Raw genomic sequence first — 21,586 nt, 5'->3', positions numbered from 1 at the left:
TGACGATGCGTCGGAGGCGGACCGACCTCAGTTCGAGGGTTCGGCCAGCTTGCCCATCTCTTCTTCCTGGCGCGCGTCGGACAGGACGAAGTAGTTGTTCGGCTCGACGAACATCGTCTGGCCGTAGTCGCTGATGAGCATTCGGAGGAACGCGGACTCCTTCTCGGAGGTTCCGTCGTACGTGTAGCAGTGGAGGTCACGGCTGAGCGGGTACCCCTTGTCCGAGAGGTTCTCGCCCGGCGTGTACGTCTTGCCGTCGAGTTCGAGCGAGATAGCGCTGACGCCGTCGCCGACGAACGCGAGTGCCATGTACGCGATGGCGTTGTCGGAGTTGCGGACGAGCGTCGCGACCTGCTGGTTCTGTCCCTTGCGGATGTCGGGACTCATCTCGGCCTGAGCGTCGCCGTAGAGGTTCGCGCGGAACGCGGTGTCCGTCCCGGACCCCTCTGCGCGGCCGACCGCCTGAATCTCGCGGTCCGGGCCGCCGACTTCGCTCCAGTTGGTGATTTCCTTTTTGTATATCGCGCGAAGCTCGTCGCCGGTGAGTTTCGTGACGCCCGCCTCGTATATCTCGTTGGAGACGACGATAGGCTGGCCGTCGACACCGACGACGTGGTCGACGAACTTGTCGATGGTGGACTGGTCGGCGTCGGGGAGTTCGTCCTCGACGGGCGCCGAGGAGTCACCGATGTCGACCTGTCCGTTCTTGACCTTCTCGACACCGGTGCCGGAGTGCGAGAGACCGACGTTCACGAGGAACGGGGGCTGGCCCTCCTCGGAACTGCTGAAGCCGTAGAGGCCGCCCCAGTAGTCGGCCATGTTCTCGCTCGTGTCGATGTCGTACTGACCCGGACCCCAGTACTCCTCGTCGTCCGCGGGCGGGTTGGAGTTCCAGACCGCCGCCCCGTCGGACGTGATGGGGTAGACCGTCGAGGAGCCGTCGGCCGTCAGCGGGCTCCCGTCCGACTGACTGCCGCTGGACCCCTGCGTTCCGGTTCCCTCGCCACCGGAGCCCGACGCTTCGCCACCTGCTTCGGCTTCCGCTCCGGCACCACTGTCGCCGGAACAGCCAGCGAGACCGGCGACGCCGGCCGCGCCCGATGCAACGATGAATTTACGCCGCGTGTAGTCCGCTCCCGTGGAGTTGTCGCGCGTCATCACCTGTTGATATCCGAAGACGCTGTAAAACCCCTGCTATTACGACTATATAGAAAAAATGTGGCTCCAGAGAGATAGTGTGTCCGGGGTCTATCGGTCGGCAGGTGAACGCTGAATCTCCTCTGAAACCGCTCAAAATGACGTATTCGGGGTTGAGGAGAGAGACGGTCGCGGTTCGAACGGTCGCACTGGTCTCCCGAGAGTCTGTCAACCGGTCGTCGAATGCGCCGGAGTCGCACGTCCACCAGAGGAAGATATATGAGTATATACTTCTTCGCGAACGGCCGCACGAGACGACCACACGTTCACAGGTTCGAGAGAGTCGTCGAGCGGACGTGTGTAATTTGTCGCCGAGAGCCGTCGAAAGCGGGCGACTCAGCCGTTCGGCCCACAAAAATCCGGAGTGAAATTGCAGAGTATATAGACATGGGCAGATTTATGTCGGCCACTGTCCGAACAACGGTATGGTCGAAACGCGAAAGGTGCAGGTCACTGGCGGGTCGACGTACACCGTCTCGATTCCCAAAGACTGGGCGACGGAGAACGACGTCTCTGCGGGGAGCGAAGTCGAGTTCTACCCCGAGGGCGACTCGCTGTTCCTGACGCCCCGAACCGGGGACGAACGCACGGAGGGGACCCTCGACATCGCGAATCTGGAGGGTGACGAGCTCACGCGCGCGGTGATGACGATGTACGTCAGCGGGTTCGACATCATCGCCTTAGAGAGCGGGCGCATCACGACCGAACAACGGCGCACCATCCGCGAGGCGACGCAGAGTCTCGTCGGACTGGAAGTCCTCGAAGAGACGCGCGACAGAGTCGTCATCCGCGACCTGTTGGACTCCTCGGAACTCTCTATCCACAACGCCGTCACGCGGATGCGGCTCATCGCCCTCTCGATGCTCGAAGACGCCATCGCCGCCATCGCGGAACTGGACGACGACATGGCCCGCGACGTCATCCAACGCGACGACGACGTGGACCGACTCTGGATGGTCGTCTCGCGTATCTTCCGCGCGACGCTCCGGACGCCGAAGGCCGCCGAAGAACTCGGCCTGCCGCGCGAGGTGTGCTTCGACTACCAGTCCGCCGCCCGGCAGTTAGAGCGCATCGGGGACCACGCGACGAAGATAGCCCACCTGACGCTCAACTTCGAGGAACCCGTCTCCGAGGAAGTCGCCGAGGCGCTCGAAGAACTGTACGTCGAAGCCCGGAAAGTGGTCGACGACGGGATGGACGCGTTGTTCACCGACGACCCCGACGAGGCGTCGCGACTCGCGAACGACGCCCGCGAGGCCGTCCAGGAGATAGACGAACGCGCCCGGAAGATAGACGAACTCCTGCGAGAACTGGACCCCGCACGCGCGCAACTGCTCGGCCTCATCGTCGACTCCGTCTCCCGAAGCGCGGACTACGGCGGGAACATCGCCGAGACGGCGCTTCAGAAGGCCGCGCCGACGCCCTGAAAACAGCGGCTCGCTTCGCACCGCTCTTCTCGAACTCGACCGTCCGGCGACTGTCCAGAACAGACGCCGAGCGCCGTCGCTGGCGCGTGAGAGAAACGAGAGAATCCGGAGAGATTACTCGTCGTCGACGAGGACGGCGTTGACCTGTCCGTCCTGACCGGGACGCGACGTGACGCGGGCCGTGCCGGCGCTGGTCTCGATGATAGCGCCCTTCGTGATGATGTTTCGGCGGATGTAGTTGACGTTCGAGGGGTTGTCCACGACGTTCTCTATCTCGGCTTCGCTGACCTCGCCGCCGTCTGCGACCTGTGCGACGTTGGTCGAGAGCGCGCGGACCTTCTTCTGGTTCCCGCGGGAGTCGACGACGCGGAATCGAGGCTCTGCGACGGTGGTCTCGGTCGGTTGACGGCCGAGTTGGTGTCGCTTCTTCTTGTGCGAGGGTCGAAGTCGCCCGCCGGTACGCTTTCGCTTCGAGCGTCCTTGGTCCTTCATACGGGTTGGAAATCCCGGAAAGTACTTCAATCGCTCGAATCGGCCCGCGAGGTGTGCGTGTTCCGGACTCACACTCCCGTCGCGTGGAGACCCCCGCGCGCGAGGACCGAAACCGGGAACTCCTTGTGCCGCGCCCGCCCGACACGGAGACATGAGCCTCGACGTCGCGGTGGCGGTACCGTTCAAGCAACGCGGGACCGACCGCATGGGCGAGGGCGAGTTTGTCGTCGCACTCTCGTTGGACCGCGATTGGTTCTCGCCGGACCAAGCGAAGCGACTCATCGACGTGGCCACCGGCCGCGGGTTGCTCTCGCGCGAGGACGACCACGTCGTCGCCGCGTTCGACCCGGCGGCCGTCTCGGTTCCCGAGGACTACGAACCCGACCAGTCTATCCTCCGCGAGCAGTCCTCCTTCGAGCGGATGCTGGACGCACTCGTCGCCGCCGGCCACGACAAGCAGTCCGCCGTCGCGGGCGTGAACGACCTGCAACGGCGACTCGGCGTGAGCGTCGAGGCGGCCGCCGCCCTGTACGCGCGACGACGCGGCGTCGACGTCGGCGACGCCGCCCGGACGGCCAGAGACGAACTCGGCCGGTGACGAACCACGCCGGCTAAACCGGAACGCGGCGAACGGGGCGTATGGTCGAGGACCGACTCACGGACGGAAAGCGCATCGCCCAACTCCTCGCCAGCGAGGTGACGGGCCACGAACGCGCGTTCGCGTCGCTCTCGGTGGTCGACGCCGACCGAGACGTCGAACCGACGGAAGACGGCGCGTTCGCCTTCGCCATCGAACGCGACGGCGAACGCGTCGCCGACGTGTTCGTCCACCCGGACCGCGCGCGCGTCGAGTTCGTCGCCCGGATGGACGCCGTCGCCGAGGCGGCCGAGAGCGAGGGACTGCGCGTCCGCCCGAAGGCCGTCCGCCCGCCGCGAACGCTCGTCTTCGTCGAAGACGGCGCGCAGGTGAAGTGGCTCTTACCCGCGCTTCGCGTCGTCGCCAGCGAGTGACGCTCTCGGCCGAAGGGCATCGTAACGGCCGGCTAAGCACCTCCTAACCAAATGGGTCGGTGACGATTCCCCCTTGGGGTCATCACGATGACCCGTAAAGGCGAAAACGCGGACTCACGGCGCGCACAGAGCGAGACACAGGCAACTGACGCCCAGAATCCGCAGGGACGAAACGAACCGCCTCAGGGCCAGTCCCAGGGGCAACCCCGAAATCAGACCCAGACAGCCGCGAACGAACGCGCTGACGGGCAGCAGGGGAACACCACGCGGTCCGGTTCCGGTCCCGGTTCGGGGCTCGGTGCGCTCTTCGCCAGCGCCGCGATGCGCTGGGGAATCGGTATCGCTGGGTTCGTTCTGTTCCTGTTCGCCCTCGGACAAGCCGTCGGGTTCGACCTGTTGGGACTGTTCGCGGACGCGATCAGTTCGCAGACGGGCCGATGGCTCGTCGTGGCGGTGTTCGCGCTGTTCCTCATCAGCGTGGCTCGCCGCGGCGTCTCGAAGGCGTTCCGTGCGTAACGTTCGAATCCCGTCTCGTCTTTTTCCGGCCGCACCCGACCCCCGTCGAGCGGCGAGTGACGACGAAAACAGCCGTCTCAGAGGTCGTCGAGGACCTCGGGGAGTCGCGAGAAGAGGTCGTCCCGTTCGACGTGTTCGGCCGCGCGCGGGTCGGGGTCCGGTCCGCCGTCGAACACGACCTGAATCGGGACGAGTCCGGCGTTGGCCGCGCCGCCGATGTCCGCGTCCACGTCGTCGCCGACGTACGCCGTCTCCCCGGCGTCGGTTCCGAGTCCGTCCAAGAGCGCCTCGAACGCCGCCGCGTCAGGCTTTCCCGCGGGGAGTTCGCCCGTCACGAGCGCCACGTCGAAGACGTGCTGCCAGCCGAGCGTGTCGAGTTTGTCTCGCTGGGCGACGCGCGGACCGTTCGTGAGGAGACCGACGCGGTACCGCTCTCTGAGGTCCGAGAGGAACGTCTCCGCGCCGGCCAGTGGGACGAGTGCGTCCGCGATGTGCTCGCGGTACGCCGTCGCCACGGCGGCGGCGTCGGCGTCGGAGTCCCGCGCGTCGAGGAGGTCCTCGAAGATGGGCGTCCGCGTCTCGCGCGTGAGGTTGCGCTGGTGCGCGTCGAGATACGCCTCTCTGGAGAGCGGCGGCGCACCGGCGGCCGTCGCGGCGTCCTGCAGTATCGTCGCTCGGTCACGCGTCGGTACCGCGAGTGTGTAGTCGAGGTCGAAGCCGACCGCCCGGATAGTCACGCTCGGGGCTACGGGGCCGAGCCTCAAGACCGTTCCCGTTCCTGTAACGACGTGTCTCGTCACAGTCTCGATGTCGGCGGGGTTTTTGCGTTCGCACGTCCACGGATGCCTCATGACGCTCGACCCCGTCCACGTGGACGGAATCGCGGACCTCGCCACCTACCTCGCGAAACACGTCGACGACGACGAACACGTCGACCTCGCGCGGACCGTCTGGGAACAGTATCTCGACCCGTTGTACGGTCCGGGCGGCGACGTCGTCCTCGAACCCCTCGGCGAGAGACGACTCCGGTCGGTCGACATCGACGACGTGGCTCTCGTCGAGCGACCGTTCGAGACGGTTCACGGCCTCGACTCCGGCACCATCAACCCGACGACGTTCAAGAACGGCATCGTCCTCGACGTGGCGCAGGCGGCGATGGCGTCGGTGCCCTCGGACTTGGACCTGCATCGCCACCGGAGCATCGTCGCGACGACGCACGCGAACGATACGACGCTCAAACTGGACGAACCGTGGCGCAGGCGCGACGAGGGCTACTGCCGGTGGCGAATCATCCACGCCCCGCGCGTGAGTCGCTACGCGGAGGGCGTCGTCCACGCCCTCTCGCTGTACCTCTCCGAGAGCACGCACGCGCTGGAACACGCCGAGGCGGTGGATGACCTCCTCGTCCTCGACGGGCCGGTGTATCCGAAGGAACTCCTGAACTGGCGCAACCGCGACAGCGAACTCAGCGAACTCTCGCGCGAGGCGAAACCGAAGGACATCGTCGGCAACTACGTGCGACTGGTCGAGTCGTTCGTCGAACGCGACGTCCCGCTCTGCGGGTTCGTGAAAAATCCCGCGTCGAAACACCTCGTGAACGCCGTCCGCGACAGGGGGATGGACGCGCCGTGGACCGACGACACCGCCTTCTTCACCCGACTGCTCGAACGCCGCGCCGTCGGAAATCGGGGGACCGAAGGCCGAGACACGTCCGAACTGACGTTCACCAACTGGTTCGTCTCCCGCGGCGGGTCCGACCGCGCGTTCTCGACGGACGGCGACGCCTACGGCGTCGAACGCGAACTCGACGACGAGCAGTACGAAGTCGCGTTCTTCGTCCTCTACGACCCCCGAACGGACGTGTTGTACCGCGTCGAGTCGCCGACGGCGTTCGTCCGCGACGACGACGTCCGCCGTCGTCTCACGACGCAGATACTCAGTAGCGTCGCGGCGACGCGCGGGCCGCCGGAAGCCGTGGAGAAGGCCGACGAGTTGGCCCGAATCAGCGCGCGCGAGAAGATAGCACTCAGACGAAAGCTCGAAGAGAACCTCGATTCGGACGCGGTCCGCCAGTACGACGACGTGCGGTGGGCCCCAGAAGAGTAGAGAGAACGGTCTCAGGTCGCGCCGGGTTCGGACTTCACGACTTCGATTCGCACGTCCTCGGCGGCGACGCCGACGCGGGCGAACTGCGTCCGGACGTGCTCTTTCGCCGCCGCGACCGCCTGTTCGCGCGTGTCGAACCCGCGGGGCATCGGCGAGTCGAACGCGACGTTGATGGTCCGGCCGTCTATCTCCGTCTCCGACCCGCCGCTCTCGACCTCGTAGAACTCGTCGCAGACCCAGACGTACGGCGCGCCTTCGTCGGGTGCTCCCTTGTACGTGGGTGCCTCCTCACCCCGTTCGAACACCGTGCCGGTGAGCGTCGTGCCCCCGCCGTGACCGCGAACTAAAAGCATATCGTAGCGGTACGGTCCGGAACGTGAAAAGACGCGCGGAGGCGTCTCGGGTGGACGCGGTGACGCGTTCCGGCAGCGACGTCGCGACGGGCCGCGTCATCCGCGCTGGATGGACCGCCTGACCGTCCCCCACGGGTCGTCGACCTGCGAGAGGAGGACGCCGACGAGGACGAGACCGCCGCCGGCGGCCGTCTCGGCCGTCAGCGGTTCTCCGAGGAGCAACACGCCGAGTGCGACGGTCGTGACGGGTTCGGCGGTGCCGAGGACGCTCGCCCGGTTGGCCTGCAGCGAGCCGAGACCCTCGTACAGGAGGACGAGTGGGACGCCCGTCCCGAGAAAGCCGATGCCGAGGACGACACCCCACTGCGTCGGACCGGCGGGAAGCGGTGCGCCGAGTGCGACCCAGCGGACGCCGAGAAGCGCCGTCACCACGGTCAGCACGTGGGCCGTGAGGACGCTCCCCTGCGTGTCGGCCGTCAGAACGCGGCCGCCGACGATGTACACCGCGTAGCCCACCGCCGCGGCGACGAGGAGGACGACGCCGAGTGGGGTCGCACCGGCGGTGTCGCCGCCGAGGACGAGACCGAGTCCCGAGAGCGCGAGAGCCAGCGAGACGACGAGACGCGGCGTGAGCGGTTCGTCGAGGAACGTCGCCGAGAGCAGCAACACGTACACCGGGTAGGTGAAGAAGACGACGGCCGCCAACCCGGCCGTGAGGTGTGCGAGACCGGCGAAATAGGCGATAGTCAACACCGCGTACATCGTCCCGAGACCGGCGGCGGACCACGCCGACCGCCCCGAGAGCACCCGCACGTCGCCGCGAACCGCGAGGAACGCCCAGACGAGGACGCCGCCGACCAGGAAGCGAAAGAACAGGAGGGAGGGCCGGCCCAACCCCGCGGACTCCGCGAGTTTGCCGAATATCGCGAGCGTGCCGAATCCGACGGCGGACCCGGCGACGAGGAGTGCGCCGACGGTTTCCTCACGCATGGTCGTCACGCATCGTCTCCGCTTCGACCGAGGCGGTTCTAACGCTTTTGGAAGCCCCGGCCGGCCGAAGGTGGTCTTTTTAGTCACGCGCCGCCCTGTCGGAGAACATGTCCGACCTCGGTGACTTCACCGACGACTTCGAGGTGGAGTCCGACGGCGACCCCTCCTCGCGTCCGACCGACGCGTCAGCGACCGAGGAGACGCGCGCGGACGCGACAGCACAGCCGACCGACGGTGCGTCTTCCACCGGACGCGCCGGCGACTCCGACGCAAACGGTTCGACGGGCCGCGACGAGGTGTCATTCGAGACGCTCGACGTGTCGCCCGCGGGCGACGACCGCGGCCTCGGGGCCGTCTCCGTCTCGCAGGGCCTTCGCGTGGCCGAAGACGGCGACGACACCACACTCCGCGCGTTCGTCACCACCGGCAACCGAGACGACGTGCGCCTCGGGAAGTACCTCCTCGTCCCCTACCCGGACGACGAACTCCTGTTCTGCCGTATCACCGCCCTGGAGTACGCCCAGGAGTTCCAGACCGACGACGCGACGGAGATTCACGCCCGGCGGGCGATGCGACGGCAGGGCTTCGAAGAGCGCGACTACAAGTTCGTCGCCGCGCTCGACCCCGTCGCCGTCCTCTTCGAACAGGGCGGCGAACTGAAGCGCCGGATGGTCGACCGGGTGCCGAAACCCGGGTCCGTCGTCGCCGAAGCGACCGACCCCGAACAGATAAAGACGGGACTGAAGATTCCGGGCGACGGCGTCTTCCTCGGGCATCTCTCCGTCGGCGGCGAGAAGGTCCGGACGGCGGCGGAACCGCCCACCATCGACTACCGCCTGAAAGACGACTACGCCGACGGCGACCCACTCGTCTTCCGGCACACACTCGTCGCCGGGGGGACGGGGTCCGGGAAGACGCACGCCTCGAAGAACCTGCTTCGGCAACTGCTGGACGGCGACCGAACGTACCGGATGGACGACGGCCGCGACGCCCGGATGGCCGTCGTACAGTTCGACCCGCAGGACGAGTACGCCCAGATGCACGACGACAACCCCGGGATGACCGACTCGGTGTCCCGGCGGTACGAACGCGAAGGCGTCGCCCACGGCGGCCACGACGACACGCTCTGTCTCGTCCCGAAGGAGGACGGCGTCCCCTACGGGGGCGACAACCACCGCGCCGAGCAACTGGAGTTCACCATCCCGTTCTCGATGGCGCGGGACCGACCGTGGTTGGTCGCGGGCAGTAGCCTCAACGAGAACCAGTTCCCCGCCCTCAAAGAACTCCTGCGTCGCTTCTTCCGGCAGTACGGCGACGACGGCGAGTACCGCGAGTTCCTGACGTTCCTGGACGACCCGGCGCTGAAAGAGGAACTCCACGAGGCCGGACGCGTCCACGAGGCGACGTACGACGCCGTCAAGCGTCGCGTCCGCGGCGTTCCGAGCGGCGTGTTCGACCAGTCCGCGCGCCCCATCACGGAACTGGACCACGAACTCGTCCGCCCCGGCGGCCTGACCGTCATCCCCACCTACCACCTGTCGACGACGCGCGCGAAAGAGATGTTCGTCCTCGCGGTGTCGAGCCTGCTCATCGACGACAAACTGTCGAACACGCCCGACTCCCGGCGAATCAAGGAGACTCCGCTCGTCCTCGGGATGGACGAAGCGCACAACTTCCTCACCGACGCCGACAACGTGCAGGCGAGAAAGGTCGTCTCGAAGTTCACCGAGGCGGCGAAACAGGGTCGAAAGGAGCGACTCGGTCTGTTCCTCATCACGCAGGACCCCCAGGATATCGCCGAACCCGTGTTCAAACAGGTGAACACGAAACTCGTGCTCAACCTCGGCGACGACGACGCCATCAAGAGCGTGAACATCCCGTCGAACCTCGAACACAAGGTGCCGTACATGGAGAAGGGACAGATGGTCGTCTACTCGCCCGACAACTCCGAACCCGTCGAACTCGTCGGCCTCCCGACGTGCGTGACGAGACACGGCGAGTGACGACGGGAAGTCGGCGACGGCGGGCGAACGGCGCGACTCTTTTTGTGAGTGTGTGACATACTACCTGCTATGGTACATCACCTCCTTCTTCCGGTCGACGGGTCGCCGCAGTCGGTCGAAGCGCTCCGGTTCGCCGCCGGCGAGTGGCGCGACGCGGACGTCACCCTCCTCCACGTCATCGACCCGACGGAGGCGAGTTACCGGAGCGGACTGCCCGCGGGGTCCGAGGAGTGGTATCAGACCGCCCGCGAGCGTGCACGCGAGATGTTCGAGGAGGCGAAGGCCGTCCTCTCGTCGGAGATGACCGTCCACACGCGCATCGAGGTGGGCAGACCGGCGGCGACCATCCTCGACGTGGCGGGCGAGGGCGACGTAGACCACCTCGTCGTCGGGAGTCACGGCCGCGAGGGCATCTCGCGCATCCTCCTCGGAAGCGTCGCCGAAGCCGTCGTCAGGCGGTCGCCCGTGCCGGTGACTATCGTCCACTGAGCGAGAGGTCGGTGCCGACGATGGCGTCCGCGCGTCGGTGTCGTCGACGTAACCGGGTGGCGCGTCACCAACGAGGCGTGAGAACACGACCGGACTCCCGGCGGGCCCCGCCGGTGTCGCCCGACCCTTTCTCTCTCACCCGCGTAGTCGTCGGTGATGGAGTACTCCGAAGTCGTCGCGTCTCGACGGTCGGTCCACCAGTACACCGACGAAGACCTCTCGAACGAAGTCGTCGAATCGATATTCGAGAACGTCCGGCAGTCGCCGTCCAGTTACAACCTCCAACCGTGGGAGTTCCTCGTCCTCACCGACGACGAGAAGCGCCAGCAACTCCGCGAGGTGGCGTACGACCAAGCGCACGTCACGGACGCGCCCGTCGCCGTCGTCGTCCTCGGCAACAAGGACCCCTCGGCGCACGCCGAGGCCGTCCTCGACGACTGGGTGGCGAAGGGCTACCTGCCGAACGAGGACGCCCGCGAAGCCGTCATGGGCAACATCGAGGGCATGGCCGACTTGCCCGAACAGGAGCGTCGCGTCTGGACGGTTCGGTCGACGACCATCGCCGCGACGACGCTCATGGACGCCGCGTGGGAGGAGGGCGTCGCCACCTGTCCGATGGGTGGGTTCGACCCCGAGGGCGTCGTGGACGCGTTCGACATCGACGGCGACCAGTACGAACCCGTGATGCTCGTCACGATGGGCTACGCCGCGGAGGACGCCCCCGAGATGCAGAACGAAGGGAAGTTCCGCCGTCCCGTCGACGAAATCGTCCACTACGACGAGTTCGACCCCGTCGAGTCGACGGAACTGCCCGAGGACGTCGCCGAAGCGGCTCCCTCGGACGACTAACTCCCAGCTTTCTTCGGACTCGGGGTCGCTTCGCGACTCCGCCGGCGACAGCTCACCGCTTTATGGTAGCGGCCGCCCAACAGCGTGCAGAACCAGTTGCAACCATGCGAAGAGAACGGAGCGTCTTCCGGCCGGTCGAAGCGTACGCGGATTCGATGTCTCCCAGAGCGCACGGCGTCGTCGCTCTCGTCTCGTTCTGTGTCTTCGTCGGCACCATCGTCTTCGGATTCGTCCCGGTCACGAGAGACATCGAGACGTCCGGCTACTCCACCGCAGACCTACAGGAGGCGACGACCCGAAGCGAGGTGGACACCATCTTACGAGCCTTCGAGCCGGTTATGGAGTCCGTCGTCCTCCTCTCCGCGCTCGATTACCTCTTCATCGTCGCCGGGTTCTTCCTCTTCTTCTCGCTTCACTCGCTCGCGATGAAGCGACTGTCGCCCGACGAGCGACTGGTGTTGGTTCCGAAAGTCGGGATGGTGCTGACCGTCTGTTCGCGGCTTCTCGATTCGCTGGAAAACCTCTGGGTCATCCTGATATACACCGACCCCGATGGCTATCCCACCGTTCTCATCGGCCTGATGAACGCCACGCAGTCGGCGAAGTGGGCTGTGGTCGCGGTCGAGTATCCCGTTCTCGGTCTTTCGATGGTCCTCCTCTTTCTGGTCCGATTCACCGCTCTCCTAGACTCCGGGGCGTCTCGGACGTAGTTCGACGCTGGCGACGAGCGAAGCGAGTCACGACACTTTTTGGTGCACCGATGGGCGCTTCGCGCCCATCGAGCCTCACCTCGCGATGCTCGGTGAGACAGCTTTTTGCAACGAGCGGGTCGCGGAGCGCCCCCGAGTCCGCAAAAAGCTGGAGGTTCTAGAAGATGTTCGCCTGCCGATAGACGCTGATACCGCCGTTCGTGAGTTCGTACGGCTTCGTCTCGCGAGAGTGACTCGCGTCGCGTATCTTCTGAATCTCGATGGCGAGTCGCGTCTCGCGGAAGTCGCTCGGGCGGACGTACTGCAGGACGAACACGGCGTCGGCGAGGTACTCGACCAGTCCGTGTCGCGAGGAGTAGGCGTTGCCCTCTTTGGCTTCGGAGGTGAGAAGCGTCGTCACACCGGCCTCCTTCAACGAGCGAGCGAAGTCGAACACCTGACTCCGGCGTTCCGCGGGGTGGTCGTACATCATCTCCAACAGCGAGACGGAGTCCAAGACGAGGCGTTCGGCGTCGAAGTCGGCGACGAGACGCGGGAGGTCGTTCTGGATGTTCGAGAGGCTGTTCGCCATCTCGACGGGGTCTAAGTCGATGACGACGAGGCGGTCCTCGTCGGCGTACGACTCGAACGCCCATCCCTTCTCTTCGGCGGTGTCGAAGATGCGCTGGCGACTCTCCTCTAAGGTGATGTAGACGGCCTTCTCGCCGTTCTGTAGCGCTTCGTTGAGGAACTGCAGACCGAACGTCGTCTTCCCCGTCCCGGCCGACCCGATGGCGACCATGAGCGAACGTTCGGGAACGCCGCCGAGAATCATCTCGTCTAACCCTTCGATACCGATGTCGAGACGGTCGATGTCGGAGTCGAACTCCTCGTCGCCGAAGGTTTCTGCGCTCGGGCCGGCGGGTTCCGGGCCTTCCATCGTTCCACCGGCACCGAACGCCGGAGCGTCTTTCATCGCGGCGGCGAAGTCGTCGGGGAACGGGTCGTACTGGTCAGACTGACCGTTCGGCGACTGGCCGCTTCGAGACTGTCCGGCCGCCTCACCGCGAACCCCGCCGAACGGGTCGGAGGCGCTCTCGGCGGCGTCGAAGCCGAGCGACTCCTCGGACCCGTCCGTGTCGAAGTCGAACGCGTTCTCGAAGCCCCCCGACTCCGAGACGGCGTCTGCGGACGAGGACGAGGCGTCGTCTACGACCGAGGCGTCAGCGTCACCGGGCGGTCCGGCCCCGTCGTCGCCGCCCGCGTCGGTCTCCGACCGCCTGTCGGCCGCCGAGTTCTCGTCGGTCGCCCCATCCTCGGTCTCCGACGCCGTCGCTCCGTCGGTGTCGTCCGCGAACGCACGCTCGAACCAGTCGTCGTCGCTCACGGTCCCTCTCTCCCCTCCGTATCGTCGGGTTCGGTCCGACGACCCCCCCAAGCGGTCGATTCCATCGCAGTCGTGTACACGTAGGAGTCAAACTTGATGAATGTTGCCCGTCTGAACACGGATCGTGCTGACGGGTCGGACCGGGTGACGGTGGGCTTTTGCCGGGTGGGGGCCAACCCCGGAGACGAGCATGCAGGTGGCCATCGTCGCACAACGGGGGAACAGTCGGGCCGCGTACCTGACCGACGACCTCCGCGAGCGACTCGTCAGGGAGGGTGTCGAGGTTCGGGTCGACGCGGAGACGGCGGAGACGCTCGGCGTCGCGGGCCACCCGGTCGAGACGTTCGGGACGGCCGACCTCGTGGTGAGCATCGGCGGCGACGGCACCTTCCTGTTCGCCGCACGCGGCGCGAACGGGACGCCCATCCTCGGGGTCAACCTCGGCGAAGTCGGCTTCCTGAACGCCGTCGGCCCGGACGGGGCCGTCGAAGCCGTGATGGCCGAGGTGAGACGCTTCGACGACGGCGAGTCGCTGGCCGTCCGCGAAGTCCCGCGTATCGCCGCCCGCGGCGACGGATGGACCGAGCGACCGGCGATGAACGAAGTCGTCGTCCAGGGGCCGAGACGCGGGCACGGCGGCGGCGTCGGCCTCGAAGTCCGCGTCGACGGGTCGCTGTACACCGGCGGCCACGCCGACGGCGTCCTCGTCGCGACACCGACGGGGAGCACGGCGTACAACCTGAGCGAACGCGGTCCGCTCGTCCACCCGAGCGTCGACGGCCTCGTCGTCAACGAGATGGCACCCGACAGCGGGATGCCGCCGCTGGTCGTCGCTCCGGACGCGGAGGTGAGCATCACGCTGACCGACGCCGAAGAGGCCGTCGTCGTCAGCGACGGCCGTCGTCGTCGGTACGTCACGCCGCCGGCAGAAGTGACGATAGCGCAGACCGACGAACCCGTCCGCCTCGCCGGACCGGCACCCGACTTCTTCGAGGCGCTCGGTAAACTGGACTGACTTCGGCCTCGGTCGCCGGTCTCCCTGACTCAGTCCGCCGACTCGCTCTCCTCTGCGGCGTCGCCGGTCGGGTCGGCCGCCGCGGACCGCGGGGTGGTCCGCCAGTCGAGTTCGACGACGCCCTCGGGCGGCCCTCGGAGGCCGCGTCTGGCGACGACTTCGAACGTGCGGTTCGCCGCCTCGGGCGTGAACAACGCGGCGACGCAGAGGCCGGCCACGTCGGCGCGCGGGACGCTCCCCGAGACGGTGTCGCCGCCCTCTCCGACCACGACGTCGCCCGTCGGGTCGGCGTTCGTCAGCCCGCCCGGCCGAAGAATCGTGTACGAGAGTCCCGACTCGCGGAGGTGGTCCTCCGCGCGTCGCTTCGCCGAGAGGATACCGAGGCCGAGGAGTAGCAGGCGGAGACCGAGCGACATCCCGGGTCCCGAGTCGCCGACGCCGATAGAGGAGACGAGGACGAACTGGTCGACGTCGGCCGCGCGGGCGGCGTCGACGACGTTCTGGACGCCGGTACCGTCGACGCGGTCGGACGTGAGTACGTCGAGTCCGGGCGAAGAGCCGAGGGTGCAGACGACGGCGTCGACGCCTTCGAGCGCCGTCGAGACGGCGTCTCTGTCCATCGCGTCCGCGACGACGACTTCGTCGGCCCCGCCGTCCCGGAGTCGACGCTCGTCGTCGGTCGAACGGGTCATCGCGCGGACGACCACCTCGGCGTCGGTCCGGCGGAGTACGTCGAGGACGCGTCGTCCGGTGCCGCCGGTCGCACCGGCGACCAACACGCGCCCGCTCGTGAACGTCATGCGGTACCGTGGCTCCCGAACACACATAACGGTTCGTTCGGACGACGAAATTTGCGGCCGCGAGAATCCGAGTGAGGGCGTCCGCCCACGGCGATACAGAACGGTGACCAGGTCACCAACCTCGTGGACGGCGTTTCCTCCGTCTGGTACTACGTCGCACGGAGACAAGAACGCGTCGGCGCGGGTGGCGAACGGGGGAGACGTCCCGCCGGTCACCGCCGACGGCGGTTACTCGGCGCCCCAGTCGGCCGTCCGTTTCGGTCGTTCGGAGACGGCGAGGACGTCGAGTGGGTCGTCCTTCGCGCCGAGGGCTTCGAGGGCCGCAGACGCGGAGGCGTGCGTGGAGAAGTACGTAATCTCCTCTTCGACGCACAGTTCGAGGGTGTCGCGGTCACGCGACACCACGAGGTCTATCTCGCCCGCGCGGATGGCGTCGTGGCGCGCCTCCGCGTCGTCGAACGAGACGAGGTCGAAGTAGTCGGCGAAGCCCTCGCGGAGGGCCTCACCCTCGTCGGTGTCGGCGTCCGGGAACTCCTCTGCGGTGAGGTCGACGATGGCCGTCCCCGCGGCGGGGACGGACTTGTTCGTCGCGTCTTGGGCCTTGTCGTACGCTTTCGCGAACGAGGTTGCCGTTCCCATCACCTCGCCCGTCGACTTCATCTCCGGGCCGAGACGCGGGTCCGACCCCGGGAGACGGTCGAACGGGAGGACGACTTCCTTCACGGAGACGTGTTCGGGAATCTGCTCGTCGACGCCCATCGTCGCCAGCGTCTCGCCCGCCATCACCTGTGCGGCGAGTTTGGCGATGGGGACGCCCGTCGCCTTCGAGACGAACGGCACCGTGCGCGAGGAGCGCGGATTCGCTTCGAGGACGTACACGTCGCCGTCCTTGACCGCGAGTTGGACGTTGAGCAAGCCGACGGTGTCGAGGGCGTCGGCGATGTCTTCGGTCACCTCGCGGACGCGCGCCATCGTCTCGGCGTCGAGCGACCGCGGCGGAATCATGCAGGCGGAGTCGCCGGAGTGGACGCCCGCGCTCTCGACGTGTTCCATCACGCCGCCGATGAGCGTGCGGCGGCCGTCGCTGACGGCGTCCACGTCGAGTTCGACGGCGTCGGCGAGGAACTCGTCCACGAGGATGGGCTTGTCCGGCGAGACGCGGACGGCTTCCTCGATGTACGTCTTCAGTTCCTCGTCGGAGTGAACGACGTCCATCGCGCGGCCGCCGAGGACGTACGACGGGCGGACGAGGACGGGGTAGCCGATGTCGCTCGCGAGTTCGAGCGCCTCTTCCTCACTCGTCGCGGAGCCACCTTCGGGCTGGAGAATCTCCAACTCGTCCATCAGGCGGTTGAACCGGTCGCGGTCTTCCGCGAGGTCCATCGCCTCCACCGTCGTTCCGAGAATCTCGCAGTCGACGCCGCGACGGACGAGTTCGTCCTCCAGTTTCTCGCCGATGTTGACGGAGGTCTGACCGCCGAACTGGACCATCACGCCGTCGGCGTCGACGGCCTCTATCACGTCGGCGACTTCCTCGGCCGTGATTGGCTCGAAGAACAGGCCGTCGGAGGTGTCGTAGTCCGTCGACACCGTCTCGGGGTTGTTGTTGACGACGTGCGCGTCGATGCCCATCTCGCGGAGGGCGCGGACGGCGTGGACCGAACAGTAGTCGAACTCCACGCCCTGCCCGATGCGGATGGGACCGCCGCCGACGACGACGACGCTCTCGACGTCGCGGTCGACGCGGAGTTCGCCCGCCGCGGCGTCGCCCTCGTACGGACCGGTGAAGAACTCCGGCTTGCGCGAGGAGTAGTAGTACGGCGTCTGCGCGGCGAACTCGCCGGCGCAGGTGTCGACCTGTTTGTACGTGCGGCCGGGCACCTGCGTCTCGACGGTGCCGACGTCCGACCCCGTCGCGGTGGCTATCTCGGCGTTCGTGTGCCCCGCGGTGGCGGCGGCGGTGAAGTCGCCCTCCTGCGCGGCGGCGACGGAGTCGGTGATGCGCTTGAAGCGTTCGACGTACCACGTCTTCATGCCGGTCATCTCCACCACGTCTTCGACGGAGTAGCCGCGGTCGAACGCCTCGAAGATGGCGTACGGACGGTCCGGCGTCGGCGATTCGAGGAACGCCGATTCGAGTTCGTCGTCGCCGACGTCCGCCCAGTCGGCGGCCGGTTCGTACTCCGTCGAGCGGAGGCACTTCAGCATCGACTCCTCGAACGTCCGTCCGATGGCCATCGCCTCGCCGGTGGACTTCATCGCCGTCGAGAGTTCGAAGTCCACGTCGTCGAACTTGTCCTTGGGCCACCGCGGAATCTTCGTCACCACGTAGTCGATGGCGGGTTCGAAGGCGGCGGTGGTCTCGCCCGTAATCTCGTTCTCAATCTCGTGGAGGCGCTTGCCGAGTGCGACCTTCGCCGTCACGCGGGCGATGGGGTAGCCCGTCGCCTTCGAGGCCAGCGCGGACGAACGCGAGACGCGCGGGTTCACCTCGACGACGCGGTACTCGCCGCCGGGGGTGCCGTCGTCGTGCCACGCGAACTGGATGTTACACCCGCCCTGAATCCCGAGGTCACGGATGACTTCGAGTGCCGCGTCGCGCATCTCCTGGTGGCCCTCGTCGGGAATCACCTGCGACGGCGTGACGACCATCGACTCGCCGGTGTGGATGCCCATCGGGTCGATGTTCTCCATGTTGCAGATGATGATACAGGAGTCGTCGGCGTCGCGCATCACCTCGTACTCCAGTTCGACCCAGCCCGCGATGGACTCGGTGATGAGCACTTCGCTGTTGCGCGAGAGGCGGAGGCCCTTGCGCACGCGTTCTTTCAGTTCCTCCATCTCGTGGACGACGCCCGACCCGGACCCGCCGAGCGTGTACGTCGTCCGGGAGATGACGGGGAGGCCGCCGACGGCGTCGACGGACGCCTCGACGCGTTCGGCCAAATCGTCCTCCGTGATTCCCGACACCGCCTCGTCTTCCTCTAAGGAGATAGTGGTCGAACGCGGAACCGGTTGGCCGATGTCCTCCATGCGCTGACGGAACAGGTCGCGGTCCTCCGTCGCGTAGATGGTGTCTAAGGGCGTCCCCATGATGTCCACGTCGTACTCGTCTAACACGCCCTCTTCGGCGAGTTCGGCGGTGACGTTCAGTCCGGTCTGACCCCCGAGTCCGGCGATGACGCCGTCGGGGTTCTCCGTGGCGATTACTTCGGAGATGGCCTCGGTCGTGATGGGTTCGATGTAGACTTTGTCGGCCATCTCGGGGTCGGTCATTATCGTCGCCGGATTCGAGTTGACGAGGACGACTCGTGCCCCTTCTTCCTGTAGTGCTCGGCACGCCTGCGCGCCGGAGTAGTCGAACTCTGCCGCCTGTCCGATCTGTATGGGCCCGCTTCCGATGAGCAGAATGGTCCTGTTCTCGCCCTCTTGGGGAGAGCCAGTCGAGGTGTCCTCGTCGGTCATCGTGGGTAGAAAATCAGCACATCGTAATAAGCCCGGCGAAAGGCTACGAGATACGAAACACAGTTTCGAATATCGTAGGTGGGGCGGGAGTGTGTCGAATCTACGGGTCTCGGGCGTCGAGCGCCGTCGCTGGCGGTGGGTGGAAGCCGTGAGTCACGACCGAGAGACGCCTGTCCGCGGACAACGGCTACGAATCGCGGAACGAACGGAGAACGGAGCGAAGCGACCTACGCGTACACGTCGTCTTCGGACAGGTCGCGTTCCGCGCGGTACTGTTCGACGAACTCGCTCACGTCGAAGTCGAGCATCTGCGTCTCGAACTGCGAGACGGCCGAGTCGTCCTCGGCGTGCGAGACGGCGTGTTCCATCAGTTCGACGACGAGTTCGACGATTATCTCGTGGAGTCTGCGCGAGTCGAAGTCGGTCACCCAGACGATTCCCGTCCCGATTTCGCCGTCGTCGCTCACGTCCGCGGAGACGACGCGCTTCGGGAACTCCTCTAAGACGATGCCCATCAGGTGCGGCGTGCCGAACTCGGGCATGTCCTCGCTCGTCGTCTCTATCGCCTCGCGGAGGACGGCGACGAGGAACTCGGGTAAGAACCGCTCCGGCGGGTGCACGTCCATGACGACGGCGTGCGCCTCGCCGCAGGGACAGTCGAACTCGCGGAGACCGAGGTCGAGGCTTCGGACCCGTTTCGTCTCCCCGCACGGGAGGTCGAGTTCCTCACCACGGCCGCCCGGGACGCGCGGTTGTGCCATGGCCGGTCGTTGTCGTCGTGGTGGGTTAAACGTCGCGTTCTCGGTCGTCCGCCCGTCGGCGGACGCTTCGGCGACGCTGTGCGGGGGCCGTCCAACGGGAGCAGAAAGGATGCGGGCGCGAGCGACGGTCGGGTCAGTTCCGCGACGTGGTCCACAGAAGCGGACCGACGACGAGGAGTGCGATACCGAGGAAGAGGTAGTGCGTGGGGACGAGAGACTGCGGCGTCAAGATGAAGATGACGCCGAACGCCATGGTGTTGAGCGCGATTATCTTCGCGGACTTCAGTGGGAGCGAACCCACCGTCGCCAAGATGAAGACGAGCAACAGCACCTGCCCGACGTTGTAGTTGAGCAGGAAGCTGTCGATGATCTGTAAGGGGAGCATCCTTACCGCGAGAATCGGCGCGAATCGAGTATTAAAGTTCCGTTCTCCTCGGGAGAATCACTCGCGTCCGTCGCGGCCGTCGGGACCGGAGATATCGATGGGCCGGACCCAGCCGTACCAGATGATGAACACCATCCCGCCGTAGCCGAGGATGAACACGAGACGCCCGATTCCGTTGTAGCCGAGTTCGCCGAGGAACCGCCGCAGGAGTCCGGTTCCGGCGACGCCCACGAAGAGGACGACCAACAGGAGCAGTTTGTCGCGCGTGAGCGTGAACAGACTGCCGTCCCCGTCGTCGCCCGTCCCCGTCTCGTCGTGACTCATAGCGCACACTCGGGACCACACGACCCTGAATCGCACGGTTCGCGCGTCGGCGCCGTCCGGCGGGAGGAGGTTTTTGTCCCGAGACGGAGACGGAGAGGTATGCACCTCCGGACGCTCCCCGAGGACCATCGCGACGCCTTCCGCGCGATGGTCGACTACGCCTTCCGACCGGCCGAGGGGCCCGACTGGGACGACAGAGACAGAGACTGGCCCGACCTGTTCACCGCGTTCGGCTACTACGACACCGACGCCGACGCCGACGCGCCGACAGAGACCCTCTCGCCGGACGACATCGTGACCGTCTGCGGGAGCTACGACTTCACGGCTCGCGTCCGCGGCGACTGGCACGCGATGCCCGGCGTCTCCGCCGTCGCGTCCCCGCCGGAGCACCGGCGACGGGGAACGGTCGGCGGGATGCTGGACGCACTCCTCGAACGGTACCGCGCGGAGGGAGCGGCGTTCTCCGCGCTCTGGCCGTTCGAGTACGGATTCTACCGTCGATTCGGCTGGGCCACCGGCAGTAACTACGCGACGGCGACGCTCCCGCCCGAGGAACTCGCCGACGTCGTCCCCGACCCCGCCGGGTTCTTTCGAACGCTCGACGCGGACGAGGACCTGGCGGCGATTCGCGCAGTGCACGAGGCGTGGGCGACGGAGGAACTGGCCGTCCGCAGGACCGACGGCTGGTGGCGCGAACGCGTCTTCCGCGGGTGGAAGAAGGACCCGTACGTCTACGGCTGGTTCGACGACGAGGAGACGCTCTGCGGCTACCTCGTCTACACCGTCTCCGAGGACGGCGACGACCGAGAGATGCGCGTCTGGGAGTGCGCGTACGCCGACGAGGAGGCCCGGTCACACCTGCTTCGGTTCTGTCGTGACCACGACTCGCAGGTGGCGAACGTCACCTTCACCTCGCTCCCCGAGTGGGCCCGACCCATCGACGAGTTACCCGACCCGCGCGCGGCGACGCTGGAGGTGAAGCCCGGACCGATGGTCCGCATCGTCGACGTGGAGGCGGCCCTCTCGTCGCTCTCGTACGAGCGACGGGACAGCGTCGTCCTCGCCGTCGACGACGACCGGTGCGCGTGGAACGACGGCACGTTCGAACTCCGCGTGGACGCGGCGGGAGCGCGCGTGAACCGCGTCGAGAGCGAGACGCCCGACGCGGAACTCGACGTCGGCGCGTTGTCGCAGTTGGCCGTCGGCGCGCGCGACGCGGCGGCGCTGGAACGCGTCGGGAACCTGACCGTCTCGGACGCGCCGGTTCGGTCGACGCTCGACGGTCTGTTCCCCCGGGAACGGACGTTCCTCAGGGAGGGGTTCTGAG

General features: G+C 66.7%; 22 protein-coding genes. 11 read left to right on the top strand and 11 right to left on the bottom strand.

What is annotated here, in order from left to right; translation table 11 throughout:
* Nucleotides 1-27: 27 nt before the first annotated feature.
* Entirely contained in the window at nt 28-1,158 is a 1,131-nt protein-coding gene (locus BM282_RS10550; RefSeq protein WP_089880489.1) for a PstS family phosphate ABC transporter substrate-binding protein, read from the bottom strand.
* 464 nt (nt 1,159-1,622) lie between these two features.
* On the opposite strand from BM282_RS10550, the gene BM282_RS10545 reads away from it, so the two are divergent.
* On the top strand, nt 1,623-2,624 hold the full coding sequence (locus BM282_RS10545) for a phosphate signaling complex PhoU family protein (RefSeq protein WP_089880486.1): 1,002 nt from the start codon (nt 1,623-1,625) through the stop codon (nt 2,622-2,624).
* A gap of 114 nt (nt 2,625-2,738) precedes the next feature.
* Here the strand turns inward: BM282_RS10545 and BM282_RS10540 are convergent, their stop codons facing one another.
* Nucleotides 2,739-3,116 carry a 30S ribosomal protein S8e gene (locus BM282_RS10540; RefSeq protein ID WP_089880483.1) on the bottom strand — a complete coding sequence of 126 codons (378 nt, stop codon included), beginning with the start codon at nt 3,114-3,116 and terminating at the stop codon, nt 2,739-2,741.
* Nucleotides 3,117-3,267: 151 nt separating this feature from the next.
* On the opposite strand from BM282_RS10540, the gene BM282_RS10535 reads away from it, so the two are divergent.
* The 3 genes from BM282_RS10535 (at nt 3,268) to BM282_RS18755 (ending at nt 4,643) form a co-directional block, all read left to right on the top strand.
* Complete coding sequence (locus BM282_RS10535) at nt 3,268-3,714, top strand: DUF2240 family protein (RefSeq protein WP_089880481.1); 447 nt, start codon at nt 3,268-3,270, stop codon at nt 3,712-3,714.
* Between the two features lie 41 nt (nt 3,715-3,755).
* Entirely contained in the window at nt 3,756-4,127 is a 372-nt protein-coding gene (locus tag BM282_RS10530; protein WP_089880478.1) for a hypothetical protein, read from the top strand.
* Nucleotides 4,128-4,214: 87 nt separating this feature from the next.
* The gene (locus BM282_RS18755; protein WP_139229709.1) at nt 4,215-4,643 is read left to right on the top strand and encodes a hypothetical protein; all 429 of its coding nucleotides are present in this window, start codon (nt 4,215-4,217) and stop codon (nt 4,641-4,643) included.
* Nucleotides 4,644-4,720: 77 nt separating this feature from the next.
* On the opposite strand, the gene BM282_RS10520 is transcribed toward BM282_RS18755, so the two are convergent.
* Nucleotides 4,721-5,380, bottom strand: coding sequence for an HAD family hydrolase (locus BM282_RS10520; RefSeq protein ID WP_089880472.1), 660 nt, complete (start codon nt 5,378-5,380; stop codon nt 4,721-4,723).
* A 112-nt stretch (nt 5,381-5,492) separates the two neighbouring features.
* On the opposite strand from BM282_RS10520, the gene BM282_RS10515 reads away from it, so the two are divergent.
* A complete protein-coding gene (locus BM282_RS10515; RefSeq protein ID WP_089880468.1) occupies nt 5,493-6,749 on the top strand; it encodes a DNA double-strand break repair nuclease NurA in 1,257 nt (418 codons plus the stop codon).
* Nucleotides 6,750-6,760: 11 nt separating this feature from the next.
* Here BM282_RS10515 and BM282_RS10510 read toward each other — a convergent pair whose 3' ends face one another.
* Together BM282_RS10510 and BM282_RS10505 are read right to left on the bottom strand one after the other, a co-directional pair.
* Nucleotides 6,761-7,102, bottom strand: a complete 342-nt coding sequence (locus BM282_RS10510) for a DUF7113 family protein (protein ID WP_089880465.1) — start codon at nt 7,100-7,102, stop codon at nt 6,761-6,763.
* Nucleotides 7,103-7,198: 96 nt separating this feature from the next.
* Nucleotides 7,199-8,092 (bottom strand): DMT family transporter, encoded by an 894-nt coding sequence (locus BM282_RS10505; RefSeq protein ID WP_089880462.1) that lies wholly within the window; start codon nt 8,090-8,092, stop codon nt 7,199-7,201.
* Between the two features lie 107 nt (nt 8,093-8,199).
* On the opposite strand from BM282_RS10505, the gene BM282_RS10500 reads away from it, so the two are divergent.
* The 4 genes from BM282_RS10500 to BM282_RS10485 all read left to right on the top strand — a co-directional run bounded on the left by BM282_RS10500 (nt 8,200) and on the right by BM282_RS10485 (nt 12,143).
* Entirely contained in the window at nt 8,200-10,095 is a 1,896-nt protein-coding gene (locus tag BM282_RS10500) for an ATP-binding protein (RefSeq protein WP_089880458.1), read from the top strand.
* A gap of 69 nt (nt 10,096-10,164) precedes the next feature.
* The gene (locus tag BM282_RS10495) at nt 10,165-10,584 is read left to right on the top strand and encodes a universal stress protein (protein WP_089880455.1); all 420 of its coding nucleotides are present in this window, start codon (nt 10,165-10,167) and stop codon (nt 10,582-10,584) included.
* A 156-nt stretch (nt 10,585-10,740) separates the two neighbouring features.
* Nucleotides 10,741-11,433 (top strand): nitroreductase family protein, encoded by a 693-nt coding sequence (locus BM282_RS10490; protein ID WP_089880452.1) that lies wholly within the window; start codon nt 10,741-10,743, stop codon nt 11,431-11,433.
* A gap of 104 nt (nt 11,434-11,537) precedes the next feature.
* Complete coding sequence (locus tag BM282_RS10485) at nt 11,538-12,143, top strand: hypothetical protein (RefSeq protein ID WP_089880448.1); 606 nt, start codon at nt 11,538-11,540, stop codon at nt 12,141-12,143.
* Between the two features lie 157 nt (nt 12,144-12,300).
* Here the strand turns inward: BM282_RS10485 and BM282_RS10480 are convergent, their stop codons facing one another.
* Complete coding sequence (locus tag BM282_RS10480) at nt 12,301-13,509, bottom strand: KaiC domain-containing protein (RefSeq protein WP_089880446.1); 1,209 nt, start codon at nt 13,507-13,509, stop codon at nt 12,301-12,303.
* A gap of 190 nt (nt 13,510-13,699) precedes the next feature.
* Here BM282_RS10480 and BM282_RS10475 point away from each other — a divergent pair, with 190 nt between their 5' ends.
* The gene (locus BM282_RS10475; RefSeq protein ID WP_089880443.1) at nt 13,700-14,524 is read left to right on the top strand and encodes an NAD(+)/NADH kinase; all 825 of its coding nucleotides are present in this window, start codon (nt 13,700-13,702) and stop codon (nt 14,522-14,524) included.
* A gap of 29 nt (nt 14,525-14,553) precedes the next feature.
* Here BM282_RS10475 and BM282_RS10470 read toward each other — a convergent pair whose 3' ends face one another.
* The 5 genes from BM282_RS10470 to BM282_RS10450 all read right to left on the bottom strand — a co-directional run bounded on the left by BM282_RS10470 (nt 14,554) and on the right by BM282_RS10450 (nt 20,259).
* On the bottom strand, nt 14,554-15,324 hold the full coding sequence (locus BM282_RS10470; protein WP_089880440.1) for an SDR family oxidoreductase: 771 nt from the start codon (nt 15,322-15,324) through the stop codon (nt 14,554-14,556).
* Between the two features lie 228 nt (nt 15,325-15,552).
* The gene (gene carB, locus BM282_RS10465; RefSeq protein WP_089880436.1) at nt 15,553-18,789 is read right to left on the bottom strand and encodes a carbamoyl-phosphate synthase large subunit; all 3,237 of its coding nucleotides are present in this window, start codon (nt 18,787-18,789) and stop codon (nt 15,553-15,555) included.
* A 227-nt stretch (nt 18,790-19,016) separates the two neighbouring features.
* Nucleotides 19,017-19,550 (bottom strand): DUF5815 family protein, encoded by a 534-nt coding sequence (locus tag BM282_RS10460; protein WP_089880433.1) that lies wholly within the window; start codon nt 19,548-19,550, stop codon nt 19,017-19,019.
* A 133-nt stretch (nt 19,551-19,683) separates the two neighbouring features.
* Complete coding sequence (locus tag BM282_RS10455) at nt 19,684-19,935, bottom strand: hypothetical protein (protein ID WP_089880430.1); 252 nt, start codon at nt 19,933-19,935, stop codon at nt 19,684-19,686.
* Between the two features lie 57 nt (nt 19,936-19,992).
* Complete coding sequence (locus BM282_RS10450; RefSeq protein ID WP_089880428.1) at nt 19,993-20,259, bottom strand: hypothetical protein; 267 nt, start codon at nt 20,257-20,259, stop codon at nt 19,993-19,995.
* Nucleotides 20,260-20,358: 99 nt separating this feature from the next.
* On the opposite strand from BM282_RS10450, the gene BM282_RS10445 reads away from it, so the two are divergent.
* Nucleotides 20,359-21,585, top strand: coding sequence for a GNAT family N-acetyltransferase (locus BM282_RS10445; protein WP_089880424.1), 1,227 nt, complete (start codon nt 20,359-20,361; stop codon nt 21,583-21,585).
* Nucleotide 21,586 lies beyond the last annotated feature (1 nt).

This window comes from Halogeometricum limi, from assembly GCF_900115785.1.
Lineage (GTDB): Archaea > Halobacteriota > Halobacteria > Halobacteriales > Haloferacaceae > Halogeometricum > Halogeometricum limi.
Note: the sequence above shows the minus strand (reverse complement) of the source record. Positions and strands in the feature narration are given on the sequence as shown.